This is a genomic window from Anderseniella sp. Alg231-50 (assembly GCF_900149695.1).
Lineage (GTDB): Bacteria > Pseudomonadota > Alphaproteobacteria > Rhizobiales > Aestuariivirgaceae > Anderseniella.
Window position 1 is genome coordinate 317946 of record NZ_LT703004.1, and the last position, 22754, is coordinate 340699.

Consider the following 22754-nt stretch of genomic DNA (forward strand, 5'->3'; position numbering starts at 1 on the left):
GAGCCGCCAATGAAGTCGCATTACAGGGCCATAGTCATTGGCGGCGGCGTGGTTGGGTGCTCTGTGCTGTACCACCTGACCAAGGCGGGCTGGAGCGATGTCCTGCTGATCGAGCGGTCACAGCTGACATCCGGGTCGACGTGGCATGCAGCAGGCGGGTTTCTGACCCTGAACGGCGACCCCAACGTCGCCAAGCTGCAGGCTTACACAATTGAACTGTACGACGAGCTGGAACGCATCTCCGGACAATCCTGCGGCCTGCACCGGTGTGGCGGGCTGTTGATGGCAGACACCGAGGAACGCATGGACTGGCTCAAGATGGCCCATGCGCGGTCAGCCTATCTCGGGCTTGAAACCGAGTTGCTGAGCCCGGCCGAAGCCAAGGCCCGCATGCCGCTGCTCGACGATGCCAAGTTCACCGGTGCCATGTGGGACGCAGCAGAAGGCAATCTTGACCCGTCCGGCACGACCCATGCCTACGCCAAGTCGGCGCGCATCCAGGGCGCCGAGATCGTGCAGGAAAACCGTGTCGTCGAACTGACCCCGCGCGCCGACGGCGGCTGGGATGTGGTGACCGAAAAAGGCACCGTCACTTGCGAGCACGTGATCAATTGCGGTGGCCTGTGGGCGCGTGAGGTTGGCCGCATGGTGGGCATTGAACTGCCGGTGCTGGCCATGGAACACATGTACCTGGTCACCGACGACATGCCCGACGTCATCGCCTACAAGGAAGAACACGGCGCCGACATGCCGATGATTGCCGACTTTGGCGCGGAGATCTACATGCGCCAGGAACGCGCCGGCATGTTGCTGGGCACCTATGAGCAGGACTGCCGGCCATGGTCGCCGAAGGACACGCCGTGGGACTTCGCAGCGGAACTGTTGCCGCCGGACCTGGATCGCATAACGCCTTCACTGGAAAAAACCTTCGAGAGCTACCCGGCCATGGGCCACGCCGGCATCAAGAATGTGGTCAATGGCCCGTTCACCTTTGCGCCTGACGGCAATCCGCTGGTAGGTCCGGTACAGGGACTGTCGAACTACTGGTGTGCCTGCGGGGTCATGGCGGGTTTCAGCCAGGGCGGCGGCGTCGGCCTGACGCTGGCCAACTGGATGGTGAACGGTGATCCCGGCGGCGACATCTGGGCCATGGACATAGCACGCTACGGCGACTGGGCAACCCGCAGTTATACCAATGAAAAGGTGCGCGAAAATTATTCCAAGCGGTTTTCCATCCGCTATCCGAACGAGGAACGCCCGGCGGCGCGACCACACCAGACCACACCGCTGTATGACACCATGGTGAGCCAGGGCGCCGTCATGGGCGACAATTGGGGGCTCGAAGTGCCGTTATGGTTCGCACCTGAAGGTGTTGAGCCCGTCGACATCTTCTCGTTCCGCCGCTCCAATGATTTCGCCCATGTAAAGCGGGAAGTGCTGGGCACGCGTGAACGTGTCGGCGTCACCGAGATTGCAAATTTCGCCAAGTATGAATTCACCGGGCCGGGTGCGGAAAACTATCTGTCACGGCTGATGACCAACAAGATGCCGCGCACCGGGCGCATCTGCCTGACACCGATGCTGAACGAGCAAGGCAAGCTGATCGGTGACTTCACCATCGCCAAGGCGGCGGAAGACAGGTTCATGATGTGGGGATCGGCCCCGGCGCAGGTCTATCACATGCGCTGGTTTGAAAAACACCTGCCGGATGACCGGTCGGTGCGCGTCGAGCGGATCGACCTTGGTCTTGTCGGGCTGTCCATCGCGGGTCCAAAATCCCGTGACGTGCTGGCGGCACTGACCGATGAGGATCTGTCAAATGCCGGTTTCCGGTTCATGGATTACCGTGAAATCGACGTGGCAAGTGTCCCCGCCAGGGTCAACCGCATCAGTTATACCGGTGACTTGGGGTATGAAATCTGGGTGAAACCGGAATATGAACGTCGGCTTTACACGGCAATCATGCAGGCAGGCGAGGCCCACGGTATCGTCAATTTCGGCATGCGGGCGCTACTCACCATGCGGCTGGAAAAGAACTTCCCGACTTGGTACCGCGAACTGCGCCCGATCTACGGGCCATATGAAGCCGGCATGGATCGGTTTGTCGACCTCACCAAGAACGATTTCATCGGCCGCGGCAAGGCGCAGGAAGAACATGGCGGCGGCGGCAAGCTGGCACGAGTGACTTTTGTCGTGGATGCAGATGATGCGGACGTTATCGGCGATGAACCGGTTTCACATAATGGCAATGTTATCGGCTGGGTAACGTCGGGCGGATACGGCCACTTCGTCGATGCTTCACTGGCGCAAGGCTATGTTCCAAAGCAACTGACTGCAGAAACATCCGGGTTTGAGATCGAGATCATGGGCGAGATGCGCCCTGCACGCATCCAGCATGAACCGCTGTTCGACCCTGCCGGTGAACGGATGAGAGGGTAGTTCCAAATCATGAAAATCGCCAAACTGGAAACCTTTGCCAACGAATTCGTTGGTTTCGTACGGGTCACCACCGATACCGGCGACACAGGCTGGGGCCAGGTGTCTACCTATCATTCGGATATCACCGCGCAAATATTCCATCGCCAGGTGGCACCCTACTCGCTTGGCGAGGACGCTTACGATTTCGATGACCTGCTTGATCGTATTACCGAACGCGAACACAAGTTTCCGGGTTCCTACCTGCGCCGCGCCATGGCCGGGCTGGACACGGCATTATGGGACCTGCGCGGCCGGGTGGAAGGCAAACCTGTCGCGGCACTGCTCGGCGGTACGGCGGGACCGCTGCGCGCCTATGCGTCTTCCATGAAACGCGACATCACACCGGAAGATGAGGCTGCCCGGTTCGTCAAGCTGCGCGATGAGCTTGGCTTTGATGCGTTCAAGTTCCGCGTCGGTGCCGAGTGCGGCCGCGATGTGGATGAATGGCCGGGCCGCACCGAAGCCATTGTCTCCGTCGTGTGCAAGGCGCTGGGAGATGAAGCGGCCAAGCTGGTGGACGGCAATTCCGGGTTTTCCGCGGCACGTGCCATCGAAGTGGGCCGCGTGCTGGAAGCCGAAGGCGTTACGCACTTTGAAGAACCGTGTCCCTATTGGGAACCGGAGCAGACCAAGCGGGTAACCGACGCACTTGGAATTGATGTAACCGGCGGTGAGCAGGATTGCGACTTGTCCTGGTGGCGGCACACGATCGACATGCGCACGGTCGATGTCGTGCAACCGGACGTCATGTATATGGGCGGCATGAACCGAACGCTGCGTGTTGTGAAAATGGCCGCCGATGCCGGCCTGCCGTGCACGCCGCACTGCGCAAACCTTTCGCTGGTCACCTTGTGCACCATGCACCTGTTGCGCGCTATTCCCAACGCCGGAAAGTACCTGGAATTCTCCATTGAAGGAGAGGACTACTACCCCTGGCAGGACGGTTTGTTTGTCGAAGATCCTTACACGATTGCCGACGGCAAGGCGACGGTTACAGATGCGCCCGGCTGGGGTGTCGACATCAATCCGGCCTGGCTCGACAAGGCCACATACCAGGTAAGTGAGTTTGCAGCGTAAACAGCATCCAACCAGAAGGAAGCGCCATGCTTGATGCCGTGTTCAGTGACGACCGCAAAAAATCCTATTTCAATCCTGAGGGCAAGGACAAGCCGATGCGCTCGCCGGTGCCGCATTCGGTACTGGTAAAGGCGCGCGACTATCGCCGCCAGCGCATGCTGGACCAGGTGATCAAGCACGATTGTGCTGCCATCTTGATGTATGACCCGCTCAACATCCGCTACACGTTCGACCTGTCCAACATGCAGTTGTGGGGCACGCACAATCCGTTTCACTACGCCATGCTGTTTGCCGACAGCCATTCGATCAATTTCGAGTACCACGGTGCCGAACACTTGGCGGACGGTCTTGCAACCGTACGCGACATCAGGCCAGCCAAGAGCTGGTTCTATTTCTCTGCCGGCAACCGCCTGGATGAACGCGTCAACGCATGGGCCGATGAGGTGGTTGCCGAACTGAAAGCCCACGGCGGCGGCAATATGCGCCTGGCCGTCGACAAGCTGGAGCCAATGGGCACATTCGCCCTGGCGGAACGCGGGGTCACCATCGTCGAGGGCCAGGAGCTCACCGAACTGGCCCGCGAAATCAAGTCGGCAGACGAACTTGAACTGATGAAATGGACGATCCGTGTCTGCGAGGCGGGCATGGCGCGCATCTGGGAAAACTCGCTTCCCGGCAAGACCGAACAGGAAATCTGGGCCGAGCTTCATTATGAAAACATCCGCTCCGGCGGCGAGTGGATCGAAACCCGTCTGCTCACTATCGGCGAGCATTCCAATCCTTGGTTTTCCGAAGCTTCTGATTTCATTGCCAGCGAAGGTGACATCATCGCCTTTGATACGGACCTGATCGGACCTTACGGGTACTGCGCCGACATTTCGCGTACCTGGACCATCGGGCATACCAAGTTCGATGCCAAGCAGCATGAACTGTACTCAGCCGCGCTTGAGCAGATCGAGCACAATTGCTCAATTCTCAAGGCCGGCATGACCGCACGGGAATTCAACGAGAAGTCCTGGCAGATCCCCGAGAAGTACCAGCCGTGCCGGTACTCGGTGGCGCTGCACGGCGTTGGCCTGTGTGACGAGTACCCGTCCCTGCCGTTGCACCCGGACTTTGACAGAGCCTATGACTTCACCTTTGAGGAAAACAGCGTGATTTGCGTCGAAAGCCTGATCGGCGAAGAGGACGGAAAGGAATGCGTCAAGCTCGAAACACAGGTGGTTGTAACCCCGAATGGCGTCGAGGCACTGGATACTTTCCCGTGGGAAGATATTTGACGTGTGCCAAAACAACCACTTGGTAAGGCTTGCTTAAGACTTTGAAAACCTTGCGTTAACCCGACTCGCAGCATCACTTTCAACATGAGTGATGTGATTGATTTTCAGCGTAAGTCGCGTGAGCGTGAGTTGTCCCGACGCAAGTTGAGCGAACCACCTGCAGCTATTGTCCTGTTGACCGAGGCCGGCAAGATTGCCGCCTGGGCAAACGGCCTGGATGAACGCATAGAGGACGTCTGGTTCGGCGAGGACCATGAGGTTCAGTGGCAACCGTTTTCGGTAGCAAAGGAAATGGCCGAGCAGTTGCGACGCCATCCCGCGGCCCAGGCCATGGCACAGGCAGGTTTCCGCATCGAGGCTGTGAGGATTTAAGATCATTTCGCTCACGCAAGCAGCCTTCGGCCGCGCTCCGCGGGGGCGGGCCTGGTTGAGTCATTCTGGTCGAACAGCTTTACTCAGCACTACGTGCTTCGTGCCGTTCTCCGACCCTGAGCAACCGTAGTGGTGAACTCCTCCGAAGCACGGAACGTGGTGACGCAAGGCCGACTGGCCGCCGCACGAAGTGCACCCTAGCGGAGCGCAGCCGCCAGGCTGCTTGCGTGAGCGATATCATGCAAACCTTGCCCACAACCACTTACGACAATTAAAGCACGGAGAACGGCCCGCCGAAGGCGGACAAGTTGTTCGACTACAAAAACACCGCCGGAAATCTCCGGCGGCGTCTTCATTTGATCTTTAGCGAGGCTCAATCAGTACCCGCGGCGGTACATGCAGCGCTCCCAGCGGAATGTGTGCCAGCCGAACCGGCGTGCGCAACGGCGTGCTGAGCGGCGGTAGTGACGTCCGCCACGATAGCCATGGCCGTAGCCATCATAATATCCACCGTGGGCATGAGCACCAGCGATGGCAAAGGCAGTGCCAAGGCCAAGGCCGAGAGCAAACTTGCCCTTCTTGGAAAGGGCCTGTGCAGGTGAAGCCGATGCAGCAGCGATGGTCAGGGCGGCAATGGCGGCAATGGCGGTTTTCTTCAACATCTCTCGTCTCCTAAAGTCTGGTTTGCAGTTCTTGTTTCGTGTGGCGCCCCGTCGCCGGAGCAGCTGGTCTTCAAATCAACTGTCCCCAATCTAGTCATAAGGCCCTGAACCGAACCTGAGCCGGACGTTCATGTCCGGTTCATGTGACATTTATGCTGTTCGAACAGCTTTCTTCGCTTCGCTCAGGCCGTTCTCCGATCCTGAATTGTTGTCTGTTTTTCGAATCGGGATCTGGTTTATATCGCTCACGCAAGCAGCCTTCGGCTGCGCTCCGCTGGGGCGCACTTCGTGCGGCGCGCAGTCGCGCTTGCCTCAGCACTAACGTGCAAGGGTTTATTCCGCTCACGCAAGCAGCCTTCGGCTGCGCTCCGCTGGGGCGCACTTCGTGCGGCGCGCAGTCGCGCTTGCCTCAGCACGTTCCGTGCTTCGGAGGAGTTCACCACTACGGTTGTTCGAGGTCGGAGAACGGCGCGAAGCACGCAGTGCTGAGTAAAGCTGTTCGACCAGAATAATGGACCACAACCCGCACCTGCCTGCGTGATGAACGCCCACTAGGCCCGACGGGCCTCGGGCCGGTCAGGCCCGCCCCCGCGGAGCGCAGCCGAAGGCTGCTGGCGTGAGCGATGTGAAGCCCGCCTAAACCAGAAGGGCGCGCTGCTTCACATCCTTCGTCCACACATATGCACACAACAACGGGTGCATCCCGACATTGGTGGCGTGCGGGACATAGGGCTCGTGCCAGATGGTTTCGCCCGGTTCGCGCGGGGAAAACTCCTCGTCGCGCATCCGCCAGTCGCTCATGCCCGACAATACCCAGTACAACTCCGGGGCCGGATGCGAATGGTTGGGGTAATTCAGGCCAGGGCCCAGCAGGAACAGTCCCAGCAGAAAATCATCACCCGGATAAGCACCGTTCGGCCCGATGATCTCGGCATAGGCGTAATTGTCCATGTAATGGGGCTGGCCCATGGCTTCGTTCGAGTAGTTGGGGTTCTGGGCCCAGTGCAGGTCTTCCTCAACCGCTGCCAGCGATGCGGCCACATCCGGCGCGACCAATAAGGTCGAAGCGACCACATCCGGCAGAAACCGGCAGGCCGGCAAGCGCCTCGGCGAAGGGGTTGTCAGTGCTGTTGCAGATGTATCCTGCTGAGCCAGGCGCGCCAGAGCCTCGTCAACACCGTCTTCACCGGCATTGTTTGCCTGCAAGGTCGACCTGATTGCGCGGATCAGCCATTGTGCCGTGTCGTGGACATGCGATGTCATGTGCTGCTCTCCCCCAATACCAAAGGCCGATGCTCCCACACAATCGATACCGTGTCCTGCCCCCTGTCCGACAGTAAAATTCACCAACAAGATTAACGCTGGCGGGTTTTCAGCAACCGCTTTTCAGATCATTGAAACCGGTCCATGCTGGTACCAGTTATTTCCACCAGCCAGGGTCAGGTGAAATCATGGACGCAATCGACTTCGTACTGGGCCTTGAGGCATCTCGCATCCCGGCAACCGCACGTCATCACGCCACCCGAACCCTGATCGACACGCTGGGAGTGGCAGCCGCGGCAACACAAACGGACAATTCACGTATTTTGCGTGACTTTGCCAGCACGGCTTTCGGCGCACCGGGCAAGGCGGCAAGGCTGTTGTTCGACGGACGCGCCGTTTCCCTGCCGGGCGCCGGGTTTGCCAATTCGGGGTCCATCGATTCACTTGACGCTCATGACGGCCAGAAGAGCACCAAGGGCCATATGGGCGTGGTCGTCATCCCTGCCCTGTTTGCATTTGCAGAAGGTGAGATACCTGTGTCCGGCAGGGAGTTCATGACCCGGCTGGTGATCGGCTACGAGATTGCGACACGGGCCGGGCTGGCGCTGCATGCAAGCGTATCGGATTACCACACATCCGGGGCGTGGAACGCGGTTGCTGCTGCAGCCATCGGCGCACGGGCCCTGAAGCTTGATGCCGACTGGACCCGGCACGCGCTCGGCATCGCCGAATACAATGGACCGCGCTCGCAGATGATGCGCTGCATCGATCACCCGACCATGGTCAAGGACGGCGCGACCTGGGGCGGCTTTACCGGCATCGCGGCTGCACAACTCGCACAGCTCGGCCACACCGGTGCACCGGCCGTCACCATGGAGAACCCGGACCTGGCATCGTACTGGAACGACCTCGGCGGGCGCTGGTATGTCAGCGACCAGTACGTCAAGCTCTACCCCGTGTGTCGCTGGGCGCAACCGGCCATCGCGGCTGCCTTGTCCCTGAGCGACCGGTTTGATGTGGCAGACATATCCAGCATCCATATCGAGACATTTCACCAGGCAAAGCGCCTGCCGCTGGCGGAGCCGGAGAACACCGAACAGGCGCAGTATTCCATCAAGTTTCCGGTTGCTGCCGCCCTGGTGCGCGGGCGTATCGGCGTGGCAGAAGTAACCGGACCGGCGCTGCAGGACCCTGACATATTGCGGTTGGCCAACATGATCGAAGTGACAGAAGACGACGAAGCCAATGCGGCCTTTCCCGCAGACCGCCTGGCCCGCGTCCGCATATCACTGGCCGACGGGCGGACGCATGAAAGCGCGATGATGAAGGCGGTCGGTGACCCGGAAAATCCGATCAGCGACGGCGACCTTCATGCCAAGTTCACCAGCCTCGCCGCACCGGTGCTGGGTGAGCGCCGGGCTGCCCGGTTGCTTGAAACGTGCAACGGGCTCTGGGAGGCTGATACCGCTTCAGACCTGGTTGAGCAGGCAATGCAACCGATTTCAGACTAGGCGATCGCCAGTGCTGCCTTGCGGCCTTCGTAGATCGCCATGTGAGCCTTGCGCGGGGCGTTGCAGTCGCCGGCCACGGTGAACGGCGGGCAATCGCCGAGTGCCTGGATGTCGTCGGCAAACTCCGTGTTGGGGCTGGCCACGGTGGCAAGGACCAGGGTTTCAAAATTCTGTTCGAAGGTCTCACCGGTCAACAGGTTGATAAAGCGCGCTACAGAGCCTTCATTATCCGGTTTGCCCCATGACTGCAGCGCGGTGTCTGTCAACGCCACGCCGCCGTGGCGCGCAAATCGCGCGCGCGCCACATCGTCTGCCCCGGTTCCTGAAAGTTCTGCCGCCAATACGCCGTTGGCCGTCATGGCGGTCACCTTGTGACCGGCCTCGGCCAGGTATAGTGCCGTACCAATACCGCGCCAGGAATGCAGGTCGTCAAGCACCAGCACCCGCTCGCCGATCATCGCGCCGTTCTCGAGAACGGTGTGATAGCTGATGACATTCGCCTCGTCATGGCCCGGCAGCACATCGTTCATCGGCAAGGCGCGCTGGAACCCTGACGTTACCGGCTTGATGCCGGTTGCCGCAATGATGTGATCGGGGTGAAGGTGGCGTACCGTCAGCGGTGTTGCCGCTTCACCAAGCTTCACATCAACACCCAGGCGCTCCAGTTCATGGCCATACCATTTTATGTGTTCAGCAATTCTCGATCGTGTCGGCTGGCGCCCGGCAAGGTGCCACTGGCCGCCAATCATCGGACCGCGCTCGATCAGTGTGACCTTGTGGCCAGCTTCCGCTGCAACCCGTGCCGCTTCCAGGCCGGCCGGCCCGGCTCCCACCACCAGTACCGATTTGCGGCGTTCGGTCTTGGCTATCTTGTCGCCGCGCCATTCCCATTCGCGTCCCACGGACGGGTTGACCAGGCAGGAAATCCAGTAGTCCTTGTAGCGGCGCGCAATGCACTGCTGATTGCAGTGAATGCAAGGCCGGATACTGGCTCCGTTGCCGGCTTGTGCCTTGTTGGCCAGATGCGGGTCGGCAATCTGGGCGCGCACCATGGAGCAGGTGTCGGCCTGGCCGGTAGAAATGACCTGTTCGGCCTTTTCCGGTGAATGAATACCGGCTTCCGCCTGCACCCGGGCATGGCGCATTTGATGCTTGAGATGGTCGGACAGATGTGCGCCTTCGACACCTTCGTGGATGTGGGTCGGGATAATCGGCTGGTCGCGGAAATAACTGCCGGTGCCGCAGGTCACATAATCCATCAGGCCGCGCTCGTCGTGCCAGGCGGCAATCTCGCTCAAGGCTTCCAGCGACAAAGCCGGTTCGGCCATCTGATCGACTGACACCGCCATGCCGATGATGAAGTCGGAACCGCACGCCTCGCGAATGCGCTTGAGGATTTCAGCCGAAAACCGCACCCGGTTTTCCAGGCTGCCGCCCCACTTGTCATCGCGCCGGTTGGACCAGGGCGTCCAGAACTGATCGACCAGGGAATGATAAGCGGCAAAGATTTCGATGCCGTCAAAGCCTGCCTGCTGGGCGCGGTCGGCAGCAGCTACAAACGAGGCAATCAGTTCCTCGATCTCCGCCTCGCTGACCGCATGACCACCGTCTGAATCATGCATTGACGGCATGCCCGAGGCCGACCAATTGGCGTGGAAGGAGTTGGCGCCGTCACCATGTTGCCCGACATGGTAAAGCTGGTGCAGCATTACCGTGTCATAGTTGCTGCAGGCCTCGTTAATCTTGCGCAGCGGCGCGATAATGGCGTCGTCATTGGCGCGGAAATTGCCGCGTGTCAGCACGCCGGATGCATGCACCGGGACCGGCTCCACCACGATCATACCGGCGCCCCCCTTGGCGCGTTCGACGTAGTAGGCCTTGGTTCGGCGCGATGGCAGGCCATTCTCGGCCATGTTGTTGGTATGGGCACCAAACACAATGCGGTTTTTCAACCGCTTGTGATTGATTGTAATCGGCGTAAACAAATGCGGATATGGATTGCTCATGGGAAATTCAAATTCAGGTTGCCGTTGGAAATCAATTTCAAGTCGCCGTCGAAATTCAAGTCTCAGGGTGCCGCCCGTCACATTATTGTCATAGTTTTTCCACTGATTTGCCAAGTCCTCGTTGCAATTTTTTCTCATTTCGGCTCAAAATCAACGGTCCATGGCGGTTTCGGGCGATATAGTTCTGCGATCCAGTCCATAAAACTGCGCACTTTCAAAGGCTCATAAAGCTTGCCGGCGCACAGGGCATAGATACCCAGTACACCCCCCGACCAGTCCGGAAGCACCCGCACCAGCTTGCCCGATGCAATGTCCCGGTTGGCAATGAAGTCCGGCTGCAGTGCAAGCCCGCCTCCCGCAATGGCAATTTCTTCTATGGCATCACCGCTGTTGGCCGAGACCGCCGGCGATATACGCACCTGTTCAAGCGTGCCTTTACCGTCACGCAGCGACCATACATTGCCTTCATGGCCAAAAGTGTACCCAAGGCAACGATGGTCGATCAGGGCTTCCGGCGTTTCCGGGCAGCCATGGCTTGCAATGTAGCCGGGGCTCGCGCACAGGACCACTTCAACAGCGGCTATGCGCCTGGCAATCAGGTTGGAATCCGCCAGCTTGCCGGTAATGCGGATCGCGACGTCGAACCCCTCTTCAACCAGATCCACGGTACGGTCATTCAGCGATATGTCCACGGCGACGTTGGGGTTTGCCGACGTGTACTGCCTGAGATAGGGCGCCACATGGCGCACCCCGAATGACATGGGCGCCGACAGCGCAAGCCGGCCCTGCGGGGTCAGGGTCTGAAGGCCGGCAACCCGGTCTGCCTCGTCAAGCTGTGCCAGAATCTCCCTGGCGCGTTCAATGTAGGCAGCGCCCGTGCTGGTCAGGCTGAGCGAGCGGGTTGTGCGGTTGAGCAGACGGGCGCCGAGATAGGCTTCAAGATCAGCCACATGGCGCGATGCCATATTGCGTGAAAGACCGAGAGCCTCAGCCGCCGCTGCGAAACTGCCCTGATCGACAATGGTGACAAAAACCTCAATGGCGCGAAGACGATCCATATTATCTCCTTTTAAGGGATAATATATCTCACAATCGCCAGATTATCTCCAGCAGCAAATGCACTACCTATGCGGTATCGAAACCCATTTCATCGAAAGGTTCACTGAAATGAACAATGATCAACTGACTGCAAACGGTATCGCCCTGCTGCGCATCACCCTGGGCATCGCCGCCATCGCGCACGGGCTTCTAAAGGTCTTTGTCTTCACCCTGCCCGGCACGGCCGGGTTTTTCGAATCCCTCGGCCTGCCCGGATTCCTGGCCTACATCACCGCATTTGTCGAGATTGTCGGTGGCCTGGCCCTGGTCGCCGGTTTCCAGACCCGCCTGGTCTCTGTCGCCATGGTCCCCATCCTGCTCGGCGCAATGTGGGCTCATTCCGGCAATGGCTGGGTGTTCTCCAACCAGGGCGGCGGCTGGGAGTACCCCCTGTTCTGGGCGGTTGTCCTGATTGTGCAGGCCATGCTTGGCAGCGGCGCCTTTGCGGTAGATGATATGCAGGCCCGCAAGACATCGGCCAACGTGTAGCCTCAGGAGTTTACCCCAATGTTCAAGAATATCCCCCCTACTCCACAGGCACCGGTCGCGGCCGGTGTCCGCATCGGCCATGTTCACCTGAAGGTTGCCAACATTGACCGTGCGCTTGAGTTTTATGTCGGCGTACTGGGCTTCGGCGTAAAACAGCGCTATGGCGAACAGGCGGCGTTTATCGCTGCCGGTGACTACCATCACCATATCGGCCTCAACACCTGGGAAAGCGAGGGCGGCTCGCCGCCCCCGCGCGGCACCACCGGCCTGTTCCACCTGGCTATCGTGTATCCGGAACGGGCTGACCTGGCTGATGCCCTGAGGCGCGTCAGAAACGCCGGCTATGAGCTTGAAGGAGCATCCGATCACGGCGTGTCGCAGGCGCTCTACCTGCGCGATCCGGACGGCAACGGTGTCGAACTGTACTGGGACCGGCCGCAAGCGGACTGGCCGCAAGATGAAGACGGAACGCTTGCCATGGTCACCGAACGGCTGGACCTGGATGCATTGTTGGAAGAAGCGGCCTGATCAGGACAGTCCCGGGCCGGTGATTTCCTTGAGCAGCTTGCGGTAGATCGCTTCGCGGTAAGCATCATAATCATTGGCGGGCAACACAAAGTGGTACGGCCCGCCAATGATCGATTTTCGAAAATAGTGATCAAGCGTCGGCCATTCGTTCAAAATGGCCAGTCCGTTGATGGTAATGCCGCGCGCAATCACGTCATCACGTGCAACCTCGACAATCTCGCCCCGGTTGTTGCGGCCATCGGACGAGATGTCGATGACCCGCCGTTGCGCAGTGAACGGGGCTGCGGTTGCAGCGGCTGCGGCAAACTGCAGGGCAGCGCCGATTGCCGTCCCACCTTCGGCAAGTTGCCGCTGAACAGAAAAAATCTTCTGGGCAAAGGCATTGGCGGAAGCCGGGCCGTCGATCACGGTCCACGGCGTCGACAAAGCCTGGTTTTCGGCATCCGACCACTGAAACACCGTTACAGCGATGCGCCCGAGCGGCCCGCTCTCGATGGCGCGGTGCACTTCCCGGGTCTGGAACGCCTGACCGATCCCGTCCATCTGCAGCCGGAACTCGCGTGCATCCACCGAATAGGAACAGTCAACCGCCAGCACCAGTATCAGGTCTACCTCACCACCGGCCTGGGCCTTGCCGGGGCCGGCAAGGTGCACGGCACCAGCCGCGCCGCCGGCTGCCGCAGCACCCGACAGAACCAGCATCCGCCTGCGCGATAAGAGCTGACGAATGCTGTTACGGTTCATGGTGATATCGTGTCTCTGCCTGTATGTCTTTAACCGGGCGACAAGCCGCGAAGGCGTTCAGAGCGACGACGTAGCAGTTCCAATGTCGTCAACAGGCAAATAGAGATCAGCACCAACACCGTCGCAACCGCAAGAATGGTTGGTGAGATCTGCTCGCGAATGCCGGAGAACATCTGCCGGGGAATCGTGACCTGATGCACATCTGCCAGGAAGATCACAGCAACCACTTCATCCAGTGAAGTGATGAAGGCAAACAGTGCGCCGGAGATCATACCCGGCATAATCAAAGGCATGATAACACGGCGGAACGTGGTCCAGCCATTTGCACCAAGGCTTTTCGAAGCACGTATCAGTGAATTATCGAAACCGGTCAGGGTTGCGGTGACAGTAATGATTACAAACGGCACTCCCAGCGTGGCATGAGCCAGAACAATACCCAGATCTTCATTAATGAGGCCCCGGGGGAAGAACGGAAACGTGTCCTTCTTTGCATAAAAGAAGAACATGCCAGTTGCCGTGATCACCAGTGGCACAATCATCGGCGAAATCAACAAGCTTGTTATGGCTGATCTCCACGGCATTTCGGGGCGTGACAACCCAAGTGCTGCCAGAGTGCCGAAGAACGTCGCCATGATGGTGGCCAGAACGGCAAACTTGAATGAATTGAACGCGGCTTTCACCCAGGTCGCATTGTTCCACATGTCAGACCACCAGCCTTCGACACGATTGGGGTCATTCATGCCGAACAGCATGATGTCCTGATACCAGCGCGTCGAAAAAGCATTCGGGTCAAGTGACATCATCCCCTGCGTAAAGCTGAAATAGGGTTCCGAATTAAACGACAACGGCATTATTATAAGCACCGGCGTGATGAGAAAAATAAAGATCATCGTGCAAATCAGCAGGAATATGTACTGACCGATTTTCTCCAGCCACGTCGTGTAGGGCGGCATTTCACTCATGAAATACAGGGGCAGTCCTACAATCAGCGCGAAACCGATTGTGGCCACCAGTGTACCGGTGAACAGAAAAGCTATAACGCACGCCACCGCGAAAGCGATGTAACCGGGTGCTGGCAATTTATCCAAAGCAGTCATGACTTGCTCCTCACCCGAACTTCAGATTGTCGACGCCGACAAGCTTGTTGTAGATCCAATAGAAGATCAGCACTATTGCGAGCAGAATGGCACCAAGCGCTGACCCCAAACTCCAGTTGAGCGTCTTCTTGATGTGATCTGCGATGAGGTTTGAGATCAACAATCCATCGCTGCCGCCCACAAGTGCCGGTGTGATGTAGTAGCCGATTGCCAGAATGAACACGAGCAGAGTGCCGGCTGCAATTCCCGGTATGGTCTGCGGGAAATACACTTTGACAAATGAATAGGTCCCTGTGGCGCCAAGCGAACGCGCCGCGCGCATGTAATAGGGCGGAATGGTTTTCATGACCGAATACAGCGGCAGGATCATGAACGGCAACAAAATGTGCACCATCGCGACAATCGTACCGGTCTGATTGTAGATCATCTGAATTCGGCTTTCCTCGGATATGACCCGGGTGAAAACCAATATGTTGTTTACAATGCCTTCGGTCTGCAGCATCGCAATCCAGGCGGTCGTGCGCACCAGAAGCGATGTCCAGAACGGCAACAGAACCATGATCATCAGCAGGTTTGACGTTCTCAATGGCAATGTCGCCAGCAGGTAAGACACCGGATAGGCGACCAGCAGGCAAATGAACGTAATCAAAGCTGACAGCCACAATGTCTTGCCCAGAATTGGCAGGTAAATCTGGTACAACGGATCAGCCCGGACGATTTCGTTGTTCTCGTCATACTTCCTGTCCGTCGCGGCCAGATAGAACGAACCCGTGTAATTGCCTGAAATCCGCTGCAGTGTCCGCCAGATGTGCTGGTTTTCCCAACGCTTGTCCAACTCAATCAGGGCTTCCTTGTAGGGGCCCTCGGTAATGTTCTTGACCTTGCGGGCGGACTTGGTGAACAGCCCACGCGAACCGGGTATCTCGTAGTTCACTCGCGTTGCCAGATTGCCGACGGTCTTGCCGATTTCATTGCTCTTCTTGGCTTCCGTCATGTCCTTGACAAACACCTCGAACATGGCCTCAGGCGGGAGATCTTCACCATCCCACTCATGAATCACTTTTGAGAAGTTCGGCAACACATTTGGACCGATCGGACTATATATTGACCGGAACAACATCTCACCAATCGGCAGGACAAATGCGACCAGAAGGAACAGAAGCAAGGGCAGCACCAGCAGCAGCGCCTGCATGCGTTGGCGCCTGGTGGCGCGTGCCAAAGAAACCTTAAGTGGCACACCATCACTGGTGGTTATGCTTTCCGGCACGCCAGATGCAGGTACATCGGTCATGATATGCCTTCTTCCCCATCCCTGTCGGCAGGCTTTTAAACAACCCGTCCAACCATTTCAAAAAAGTACTCAATGAGACCGGACGGATGACAAGCACCCGTCCGGCCCAGGCTAAATAAGCCCTATTTTGCGAGCCAGGCGTTGAAACGCTCGTTCAACGCATCCTGGTTGTCTGCCCACCATTCAAAGTCGTTCTGAACAGCGTTGGTCAAGTTGTTTGCCGCGGTCGGCATCTGCGGACCCATGTCGATCTTGCCGTCTTCATATTTGCCCACGAGAGGCGCTGAAGACATGCGAGCCGGGCCGTACGCAATGTACTTGGCCTGGTTGGCAAGTTGCTGGGTTTCCGTGGAGAACTTCAGGAACTCCATGGCCTTGTCCTTGTTTGGAGCACCCTTTGGAATTGCCCAAAGGTCGATGTCCCAAACCTGACCATCCCACACGATGACGAATGGCTTGTTCTCTGCTGCAACGGCGTTGAAGATACGGCCATTGTAAGCCGTGGTCATCAGCACTTCACCATCAGCCAGAAGCTGTGGCGGCTGTGCGCCGGCTTCCCACCATACAGCGTCACCCTTGATGGTGGCGAGTTTGGCGAATGCACGGTCGATTGCTTCAGGCTTAGCCAGTTCAGCGTAAACGTCCTTGGCAGCGATACCGTCAGCGATCAAAGCAAACTCGAGGTTCGGCTTTGGACCTTTACGCAGACCGCGCTTGCCGGCCCAGGTCTTGGTGTCGAAGAAGTCAGCCATGGTGGTTGGCTTCTTGTCGCCGATCTTGGTGTCGTCATAGGCATAGATGGTTGACCACACGATGTTTGCCACTGCGCACTCATGCAGTGTACCGGGCAGGAAATCTTCCTGAGCCGGTTTACCGTCAGCACCTGCAGGCAGGGTTGATGCATCGATCTTTTCGAAGATGCCTTCATCGCAACCGCGAACAGCGTCGGACAACTCAACGTCAACGATGTCCCAGGACACATTGCCGGCTTCAACCTGGGCTTTCACTTCGGCAATACCGCCGGAGTAATCAACCGAATTGATCTTGGTGCCGGTCTTGGCGGTGAAAGGCTCATGATAGGCTTTCACCTGGCTCTTCGTGTAGGCGCCGCCCCACGATACAGCCGTAAGCGAGCCATCAGCGCTGGCAGCTGTAGAGACAGCTCCAAGTGCCAGAATCGACAGGCTTGTTGTTAAAAATTTCTTCATCCAGACTTACTCCCTTTGGTAGAACGGTGGCTCAACAAAACCCCCGGTAAACCGCCCTGCTCTCACTATTGAGAGCAGAACAGAATTCTATAATTCAATCAGGCTGCCATATCATCCAGCGCCCGGCAATCCTCAGCCTGCCAGCCCAAAGTCGTGGTCTGGCCCTGGGTGAGTTCGTGATGCTCGGCATTGTTGGGCACTTTGACAATAAAGTCGGTGTGACCGGCAACCGACATGCGCGTGCGAATGTGGTCGCCCAGATAAATCAGTTCCTCAACCTTGCCGGTCAGCGTAACTGTGTTCTTGGTTTTCTTCGGCTCAATTGCAACGCGTTCTGGGCGAACCGACAACAGTGTACGCTCTCCCTTGGCACTAATGCCAACTGCCAGCGCTTTGACGATATCACCAGAATCCAGCTTCACGGTGGCCAGCCTGTCCCTGCCAACCTCCTGCACCGTGCCGCGCAGCTTGTTGTTCTCGCCTATGAACTGGGCCACGAAGGAGTTCTCCGGGCGTTCATAGAGCTCTTCCGGGCTCGACAATTGCTGAATTATTCCATCCTCGAAGACTGCAACGCGATCCGACATGGTCAGCGCTTCAGACTGGTCATGGGTGACATAGACCACGGTCACACCGAGTGACTCGTGAATATGCTTGATTTCATACTGCATCTGCTCGCGCAGCTGTTTGTCGAGCGCGCCAAGCGGCTCGTCCATCAATACGAGATCAGGTTCAAACACCAGCGCGCGGGCAACCGCTACACGCTGCTGCTGGCCGCCTGAAAGCTGTGCCGGGCGCCGGCCGCCGAATTCCGGCAGCTCCACCATTTCCAGTACTTTCTTTACCCGCTCTTCCTGTTCGGCCTTCGACTGGCCTCTGACAGCCAGTGGAAACGCCAGGTTTTCCGCAACCGACATATGTGGAAACAGGGCATAGTTCTGGAACACCATGCCAATGCCGCGCTTGTGCGGCGGCACGTTGTTGATCGGATTGCCGTTGAGATAAATCTCGCCGTGCGTGGCAGGTTCAAAACCTGCAAGCATCATCAGCGTTGTTGTCTTGCCGGAGCCCGACGGGCCCAACATGGTGACAAACTCGCCTTGGGCGATATCGAGATTCAGATCTTTTACGACCAGCGTTTCGCCGTCATAACTTTTCTGAACGTTTTGAAAGCGAACCATCGGTTCGCCGGAAGCACCAGCATTACCCATTCAACACCCCGAACAACGTTCCACCCAGCTGACCATGCAATTTGACGCACGGTCTCGTTTTTTGTTGCGGCAAACATAAACTCTTGCCTGACAATTTAGCAACAGTGATCATTTTTTCACCATAATCAACAGCGGAAACGCCTTTTCCTGTTCAAATTGCGCCATATTGGCCAGATTGGTTAATCCCACGCAACAAGCGTGCCAATCAGGCCCTTGCAATCCGGGCATCATTCCACTGTGCGGCAGGGTTTTTCAAAACTGGCCGTTGCAGCTTGACGAGACCGTTTGCGGTCGCCAAATATGTCGGCATGAGCACATCCATACAAATGCCAGCCGATGCGGCGTCTGAAATGATCGATCCGTTCGGGCGCCATGTGAGTTATCTAAGGGTATCGGTTACCGACCGCTGTGATTTCCGCTGTGTCTATTGCATGTCGGAAAACATGACCTTCCTGCCCAAGAAAGACATCCTCACGCTGGAAGAACTCGACCGGCTGTGCACCGTGTTTGTCGAAAAGGGTGTCAAGAAACTGCGCCTGACCGGCGGTGAACCACTGGTTCGCCGCAATATAATGTCGCTGTTTGAAAACCTGTCGCGGCACCTGAAGTCCGGCGCGCTGGAAGAACTGACCCTGACAACCAATGGCTCGCAGCTTGAGAAGTACGCTTCGCAGATGGTCGACCACGGCGTCAGGCGGATCAATGTGTCGCTCGATACCATTGATGCCAAAAAATTCAAGGACATCACCCGCTGGGGCGACCTGGACAAGGTGATGGGCGGAATCCGGGCTGCGCAGGCCGCAGGCCTTGCAATCAAGATCAACATGGTCGCCCTGAAGAATTTCAACGAAGACGAAATCGAACCGATGATGAAGTGGTGTCACGGTGAAGGCATGGACCTGACATTGATCGAAACCATGCCGCTCGGCGAGATAGAAGAAGACCGTACAGACCAGTACCTGCCCTTGTCAGTGGTCCGCGCCAACCTGCTGGACAAATACTCGCTGGAAGACATCCCCTACAAGACCGGCGGTCCGGCCCGGTATGTCGAGGTCAGGGAAACCGGCGGCAGGCTGGGCTTCATTACACCAATGACCCATAATTTCTGCGAAAGCTGCAACCGGGTGCGGCTGACCTGCACCGGCACGCTTTACATGTGCCTCGGCCAGGACGATGCGGCCGACCTGCGAGACCCGCTGCGTGCATCTGAAGGCAACGAACTGGTGAGCGCCGCCATTGATGAAGCCATTGGCCGCAAACCGAAGGGCCATGACTTTATCATTGACCGGCGCACCAAGTCTCCCGCCGTGACCCGCCACATGAGTGTGACCGGCGGCTAGGGTACGGACTCCCGGCAACAATCGGTGCACTGAGAGACGGCAATTAAGTATACTTGTATTCGCTTGCCGTATTTTCGCCCAAAACCGACTCGGTGCCATTGACTTATCGCGGCTGGAAACCGAAACAGAAGCGGGGAAAATATTCCAAGCCTGACGGCCATGGGAAATTCAGGGAGACGTACCGGTGACAATGAACCGACGCAGGGCCATCACGCTTATTGGAGGAGCCGCTGCAACAGCAGGTCTGGCGACGCCGGCCCTGTCTCAGAACAGAAAGATCACCGTAGGCGCATTGCGCTTCACCAGTCACTCAGGAAGCTTCATCGCCTTTGAACGGGGATATTTTGCCGACGCCGGTCTGGATGTGGAACTGAAGTTCTTTCAGGCCGCCCAACCCATGGCCATCGCGATCGCATCAGGTAGTATCGATTACGCTGTTACAGCCGTTTCAGGCGGTTTGATCTCGCTGGCTCAAAAAGGTGCGGTGAAGGTCATCGGCGGCGCGCTTTCCGAGGAGCCGGGCATAGACGGGCAAAAGATCCTGGCCTCGGATGCCGCGTTCAAGGCAGGCCTGACCTCCCCGAAGAAGCTGGACGGCAAAATCTTCGGCATGTCCACGGCCGGGTCCAGCTTTCACTATATGGGCTCGAAGGTCGCCACAGCCGAAGGCGTATCCATGAAGTTCAAACCGCTGCAAAAAGTGGGGGCGATCATCGGCGCGCTGAAATCCGGTCAGATCGACGCCTGGTCCATCGTGCCGCACATCGCCAAGCCGCTGGCCAAATCCGGCGCGGCGCACATCATCGGCAGCGTTTCGGACTACCTGCCCAATTATCAGATTACGACGGTGTTCACCTCGGCCCGCAACGCTGCGGAACAGAAAACCATGACAGGTGACTTCCTGACCGGATTTTCCAAAGGGGTTGCCGACTATAACGCAACAATGATTGCCCGAACTCTCGGCAAGGACGGTGTCGACGACATGGTCCGGCTGATCCATAAATATGTCTACGCGGATCGCCCGCTGGCAAAGGCAGCCCCTTCCATCATCAACGGCACCATGCGACTGAACGAGGGAGCCGCGTTGAACGTGGCTTCGATCCAGGACCAGTTGAAGTGGTTTCAGTCCGAAGCGCTGGTCGATGCCGATGTAACAATGGATACACTTGTCGATACGAGTTATGTGAAAACGATCCGCGCCTAGAGTCAGGACCCTGGGACCACCACCACCGCCGGAGCACTGTTCATGGATATCCGTCTATCAGGGATCAGTCATTCCTACGGCGACTTCGAGGTCCTGCGTAACATCTCGCTGGACATTCCATCGGGCAAGATCGTCTGCATTGTCGGGCCTACGGGCTGCGGCAAGTCAACACTGCTCAGGCTGATCGGCGGGCTTGAGAATCCCGCCAAGGGCAGTGTCCTGCAACTGGGTGAGCCTGCTGAAGACTGCCTGAACCCGCTGACCTATGTGTTCCAGGATTTTGCCCTGCTGCCGTGGAGAACGGTTGCGGGGAACATTTCCCTGGTGCTGGAAGATCACGACCTTGCACGTGCAGACAATAAGAAGACCATCGCCGATGTGCTGGCCCGTACCAAGCTGACGGATTTTGCCCGTGCCCTGCCCAAGCAGCTTTCAGGCGGCATGAAACAGCGTGTGGCCATTGCCCGGGCGCTGGCAGTGAAGCCTGCCGTCATGCTGATGGACGAACCTCTGTCGGCACTGGACAGCCAGACACGTGAGCTGCTGATGGACGACCTGGTTGCGCTGTGGACGCGACAGCCTTTCACGGCCGTCTATGTAACCCACAACCTGGACGAGGCGGTTCGCATGGGGCATTCGATCGTCGTTCTGTCGCGCTGCCCCGGCCAGATACGGGAGATCGTGCATCTGGAGAAACCGCTGGATGAACGCAGTTACGGCGATAGTGACCTCCAGTTCCGGCAGAAGTATCTGTGGAATCTGATGCGCGACGAGGCGCAGGCTGCAGCTTCGGAGTTGATCAATGTCTAGGGTCAGGGCCCATTAATCTTATGCAATTCTGTTTAAAAGAAAACAGTCGAATGATGTTGAAAAAGCGCAAGGCAAGGCTTTGTGCCTTGTCGAGCATTTTTCGACTTCAGGCGGGTGTTTTCTTTCAAACCCGAAGGGCGGGGTTTATTTTGCTTCTGACCGCGTTGAAAGGGCTTGAAAACCGGACGGTTTCCTGCGCCCTTTCGCCTTGTCAGAAGCAAAATATCCTCCCGCAGAATGGATAAGATTAATGGGTCCTGACCCTAATACGGAAGAAACAGGCATTGCCCGCCAGGTCGCTTTTCGCGGCGGCGGCTTCGCGCCGACACCTTATCGCTGGATCGGACTGGCGGTATTCGTGGTGCTGGTTGGCCTGGCTGAAATCGGTACGCGTACCGGTGTGATTTCACCGCTGACACTGCCGAAGCCGTCGGACGTCCTGCTGACATTCCGAGAACTCTACGATTCCGGTTTATTGTGGACCCATCTGGCCCCTTCCCTGACGCGTCTTGCGGTCGGCGCTGCGCTTGGCGCAACGCTTGGCGTGGGCATGGGCGTGCTGATCGGCCTGTTTTCCTATATCCGCGCCGGCATGGTGCCGTTGGTAGCAGCCATATTCCCGATACCCAAGATCGCCCTCTTGCCGCTGTTCGTCATCTGGTTCGGTATTGATGAAGCCTCGAAGTATGCGTTGATCGCGTTCGGCACCTTCACCCCGACAGTTGTTGCCACCTATGGCGCGGTCGACAATGTGGACCGCACCCTGATCCGCATGGGGCAAAGCTTCGGCATGAGCTGGAAGTCAATTGTCCGCAAGATCATCCTGCCCGGCGCAATGCCGGGCATCCTGTCGGGTTTGCGGATTTCGCTTGCCATCGCCATCATCCTGCTGGTTGCCGCCGAAATGCTGGGCGCGGAACACGGCATCGGCGCCTACATCCTGGAGGCAGGCTCGCTGTATAATCTTGAGCGCCTGTTTGCGGGTGTTGTTATCCTGTCGCTGCTGGGCGTGCTGCTCAGTGCCGTAATCGGCGCGATTGAGCGCTATGTGCTGCGCTGGCGAACCTGAAACGGTCCGGCATCAT

General features: G+C 57.9%; 20 protein-coding genes. 11 read left to right on the top strand and 9 right to left on the bottom strand.

Features of this window, described 5'->3' with window-relative positions:
• Positions 1 to 9: 9 nt before the first annotated feature.
• The 4 genes from DHN55_RS14060 (at position 10) to DHN55_RS14075 (ending at position 5207) form a co-directional block, all read left to right on the top strand.
• On the top strand, positions 10 to 2439 hold the full coding sequence (locus DHN55_RS14060; protein WP_108882117.1) for an FAD-dependent oxidoreductase: 2430 nt from the start codon (positions 10 to 12) through the stop codon (positions 2437 to 2439).
• Between the two features lie 9 nt (positions 2440 to 2448).
• On the top strand, positions 2449 to 3555 hold the full coding sequence (locus DHN55_RS14065) for an enolase C-terminal domain-like protein (protein ID WP_108882118.1): 1107 nt from the start codon (positions 2449 to 2451) through the stop codon (positions 3553 to 3555).
• Positions 3556 to 3581: 26 nt separating this feature from the next.
• Positions 3582 to 4835 (top strand): M24 family metallopeptidase, encoded by a 1254-nt coding sequence (locus tag DHN55_RS14070; RefSeq protein ID WP_108882119.1) that lies wholly within the window; start codon positions 3582 to 3584, stop codon positions 4833 to 4835.
• 84 nt (positions 4836 to 4919) lie between these two features.
• Positions 4920 to 5207 (top strand): hypothetical protein, encoded by a 288-nt coding sequence (locus DHN55_RS14075; protein ID WP_108882120.1) that lies wholly within the window; start codon positions 4920 to 4922, stop codon positions 5205 to 5207.
• 377 nt (positions 5208 to 5584) lie between these two features.
• Here the strand turns inward: DHN55_RS14075 and DHN55_RS14080 are convergent, their stop codons facing one another.
• Positions 5585 to 5869 (bottom strand): hypothetical protein, encoded by a 285-nt coding sequence (locus DHN55_RS14080; RefSeq protein WP_108880410.1) that lies wholly within the window; start codon positions 5867 to 5869, stop codon positions 5585 to 5587.
• Positions 5870 to 6505: 636 nt separating this feature from the next.
• Positions 6506 to 7132 (bottom strand): dimethylsulfonioproprionate lyase family protein, encoded by a 627-nt coding sequence (locus tag DHN55_RS14085; RefSeq protein ID WP_108882121.1) that lies wholly within the window; start codon positions 7130 to 7132, stop codon positions 6506 to 6508.
• A 188-nt stretch (positions 7133 to 7320) separates the two neighbouring features.
• Here DHN55_RS14085 and DHN55_RS14090 point away from each other — a divergent pair, with 188 nt between their 5' ends.
• Positions 7321 to 8643, top strand: a complete 1323-nt coding sequence (locus tag DHN55_RS14090; protein WP_337660312.1) for an MmgE/PrpD family protein — start codon at positions 7321 to 7323, stop codon at positions 8641 to 8643.
• Here the strand turns inward: DHN55_RS14090 and DHN55_RS14095 are convergent.
• Complete coding sequence (locus tag DHN55_RS14095) at positions 8640 to 10649, bottom strand: oxidoreductase (RefSeq protein ID WP_108882518.1); 2010 nt, start codon at positions 10647 to 10649, stop codon at positions 8640 to 8642. The two genes, DHN55_RS14090 and DHN55_RS14095, sit on opposite strands and share 4 nt — an antisense overlap.
• Before the next feature lie 134 nt (positions 10650 to 10783).
• Positions 10784 to 11707: a LysR substrate-binding domain-containing protein gene (locus DHN55_RS14100; RefSeq protein ID WP_108882123.1), complete on the bottom strand. Its 924-nt coding sequence runs from the start codon at positions 11705 to 11707 to the stop codon at positions 10784 to 10786.
• Positions 11708 to 11816: 109 nt separating this feature from the next.
• Here DHN55_RS14100 and DHN55_RS14105 point away from each other — a divergent pair, with 109 nt between their 5' ends.
• A complete protein-coding gene (locus tag DHN55_RS14105) occupies positions 11817 to 12236 on the top strand; it encodes a DoxX family membrane protein (protein ID WP_108882519.1) in 420 nt (139 codons plus the stop codon).
• Between the two features lie 18 nt (positions 12237 to 12254).
• Positions 12255 to 12764 (top strand): VOC family protein, encoded by a 510-nt coding sequence (locus DHN55_RS14110; RefSeq protein WP_108882124.1) that lies wholly within the window; start codon positions 12255 to 12257, stop codon positions 12762 to 12764.
• Here DHN55_RS14110 and DHN55_RS14115 read toward each other — a convergent pair whose 3' ends face one another.
• From DHN55_RS14115 to DHN55_RS14135, 5 genes are all read right to left on the bottom strand, one after another.
• Complete coding sequence (locus tag DHN55_RS14115; protein WP_108882125.1) at positions 12765 to 13508, bottom strand: DUF1194 domain-containing protein; 744 nt, start codon at positions 13506 to 13508, stop codon at positions 12765 to 12767. It lies immediately after the preceding gene.
• Positions 13509 to 13537: 29 nt separating this feature from the next.
• On the bottom strand, positions 13538 to 14470 hold the full coding sequence (locus tag DHN55_RS14120; protein WP_108882520.1) for an ABC transporter permease: 933 nt from the start codon (positions 14468 to 14470) through the stop codon (positions 13538 to 13540).
• Between the two features lie 145 nt (positions 14471 to 14615).
• The gene (locus DHN55_RS14125; protein WP_108882126.1) at positions 14616 to 15896 is read right to left on the bottom strand and encodes an ABC transporter permease subunit; all 1281 of its coding nucleotides are present in this window, start codon (positions 15894 to 15896) and stop codon (positions 14616 to 14618) included.
• 122 nt (positions 15897 to 16018) lie between these two features.
• A complete protein-coding gene (locus DHN55_RS14130) occupies positions 16019 to 17104 on the bottom strand; it encodes an extracellular solute-binding protein (RefSeq protein WP_108882127.1) in 1086 nt (361 codons plus the stop codon).
• Between the two features lie 98 nt (positions 17105 to 17202).
• On the bottom strand, positions 17203 to 18315 hold the full coding sequence (locus tag DHN55_RS14135) for a polyamine ABC transporter ATP-binding protein (RefSeq protein WP_108882128.1): 1113 nt from the start codon (positions 18313 to 18315) through the stop codon (positions 17203 to 17205).
• 308 nt (positions 18316 to 18623) lie between these two features.
• Here DHN55_RS14135 and moaA point away from each other — a divergent pair, with 308 nt between their 5' ends.
• The 4 genes from moaA (at position 18624) to DHN55_RS14160 (ending at position 22738) form a co-directional block, all read left to right on the top strand.
• Positions 18624 to 19655 carry a GTP 3',8-cyclase MoaA gene (gene moaA, locus DHN55_RS14140; RefSeq protein ID WP_337660415.1) on the top strand — a complete coding sequence of 344 codons (1032 nt, stop codon included), beginning with the start codon at positions 18624 to 18626 and terminating at the stop codon, positions 19653 to 19655.
• A 190-nt stretch (positions 19656 to 19845) separates the two neighbouring features.
• A complete protein-coding gene (locus tag DHN55_RS14145) occupies positions 19846 to 20859 on the top strand; it encodes an ABC transporter substrate-binding protein (protein ID WP_108882130.1) in 1014 nt (337 codons plus the stop codon).
• Between the two features lie 42 nt (positions 20860 to 20901).
• Complete coding sequence (locus DHN55_RS14150) at positions 20902 to 21669, top strand: ATP-binding cassette domain-containing protein (RefSeq protein WP_108882131.1); 768 nt, start codon at positions 20902 to 20904, stop codon at positions 21667 to 21669.
• Between the two features lie 250 nt (positions 21670 to 21919).
• Positions 21920 to 22738, top strand: a complete 819-nt coding sequence (locus DHN55_RS14160; RefSeq protein WP_108882133.1) for an ABC transporter permease subunit — start codon at positions 21920 to 21922, stop codon at positions 22736 to 22738.
• Positions 22739 to 22754: the final 16 nt, after the last annotated feature.

Bases quoted from the DNA above. Each gene is read 5' to 3' on its own strand.
- DHN55_RS14060 (WP_108882117.1), top strand. From the start codon at position 10: ATGAAGTCGCATTACAGGGCCATAGTCATTGGCGGCGGCGTGGTTGGG.
- DHN55_RS14065 (WP_108882118.1), top strand. From the start codon at position 2,449: ATGAAAATCGCCAAACTGGAAACCTTTGCCAACGAATTCGTTGGTTTC.
- DHN55_RS14070 (WP_108882119.1), top strand. From the start codon at position 3,582: ATGCTTGATGCCGTGTTCAGTGACGACCGCAAAAAATCCTATTTCAAT.
- DHN55_RS14075 (WP_108882120.1), top strand. From the start codon at position 4,920: ATGAGTGATGTGATTGATTTTCAGCGTAAGTCGCGTGAGCGTGAGTTG.
- DHN55_RS14080 (WP_108880410.1), bottom strand. From the start codon at position 5,869: ATGTTGAAGAAAACCGCCATTGCCGCCATTGCCGCCCTGACCATCGCT.
- DHN55_RS14085 (WP_108882121.1), bottom strand. From the start codon at position 7,132: ATGACATCGCATGTCCACGACACGGCACAATGGCTGATCCGCGCAATC.
- DHN55_RS14090 (WP_337660312.1), top strand. From the start codon at position 7,321: ATGGACGCAATCGACTTCGTACTGGGCCTTGAGGCATCTCGCATCCCG.
- DHN55_RS14095 (WP_108882518.1), bottom strand. From the start codon at position 10,649: ATGAGCAATCCATATCCGCATTTGTTTACGCCGATTACAATCAATCAC.
- DHN55_RS14100 (WP_108882123.1), bottom strand. From the start codon at position 11,707: ATGGATCGTCTTCGCGCCATTGAGGTTTTTGTCACCATTGTCGATCAG.
- DHN55_RS14105 (WP_108882519.1), top strand. From the start codon at position 11,817: ATGAACAATGATCAACTGACTGCAAACGGTATCGCCCTGCTGCGCATC.
- DHN55_RS14110 (WP_108882124.1), top strand. From the start codon at position 12,255: ATGTTCAAGAATATCCCCCCTACTCCACAGGCACCGGTCGCGGCCGGT.
- DHN55_RS14115 (WP_108882125.1), bottom strand. From the start codon at position 13,508: ATGAACCGTAACAGCATTCGTCAGCTCTTATCGCGCAGGCGGATGCTG.
- DHN55_RS14120 (WP_108882520.1), bottom strand. From the start codon at position 14,470: ATGAGTGAAATGCCGCCCTACACGACGTGGCTGGAGAAAATCGGTCAG.
- DHN55_RS14125 (WP_108882126.1), bottom strand. From the start codon at position 15,896: ATGACCGATGTACCTGCATCTGGCGTGCCGGAAAGCATAACCACCAGT.
- DHN55_RS14130 (WP_108882127.1), bottom strand. From the start codon at position 17,104: ATGAAGAAATTTTTAACAACAAGCCTGTCGATTCTGGCACTTGGAGCT.
- DHN55_RS14135 (WP_108882128.1), bottom strand. From the start codon at position 18,315: ATGGGTAATGCTGGTGCTTCCGGCGAACCGATGGTTCGCTTTCAAAAC.
- moaA (WP_337660415.1), top strand. From the start codon at position 18,624: ATGAGCACATCCATACAAATGCCAGCCGATGCGGCGTCTGAAATGATC.
- DHN55_RS14145 (WP_108882130.1), top strand. From the start codon at position 19,846: ATGAACCGACGCAGGGCCATCACGCTTATTGGAGGAGCCGCTGCAACA.
- DHN55_RS14150 (WP_108882131.1), top strand. From the start codon at position 20,902: ATGGATATCCGTCTATCAGGGATCAGTCATTCCTACGGCGACTTCGAG.
- DHN55_RS14160 (WP_108882133.1), top strand. From the start codon at position 21,920: ATGGGTCCTGACCCTAATACGGAAGAAACAGGCATTGCCCGCCAGGTC.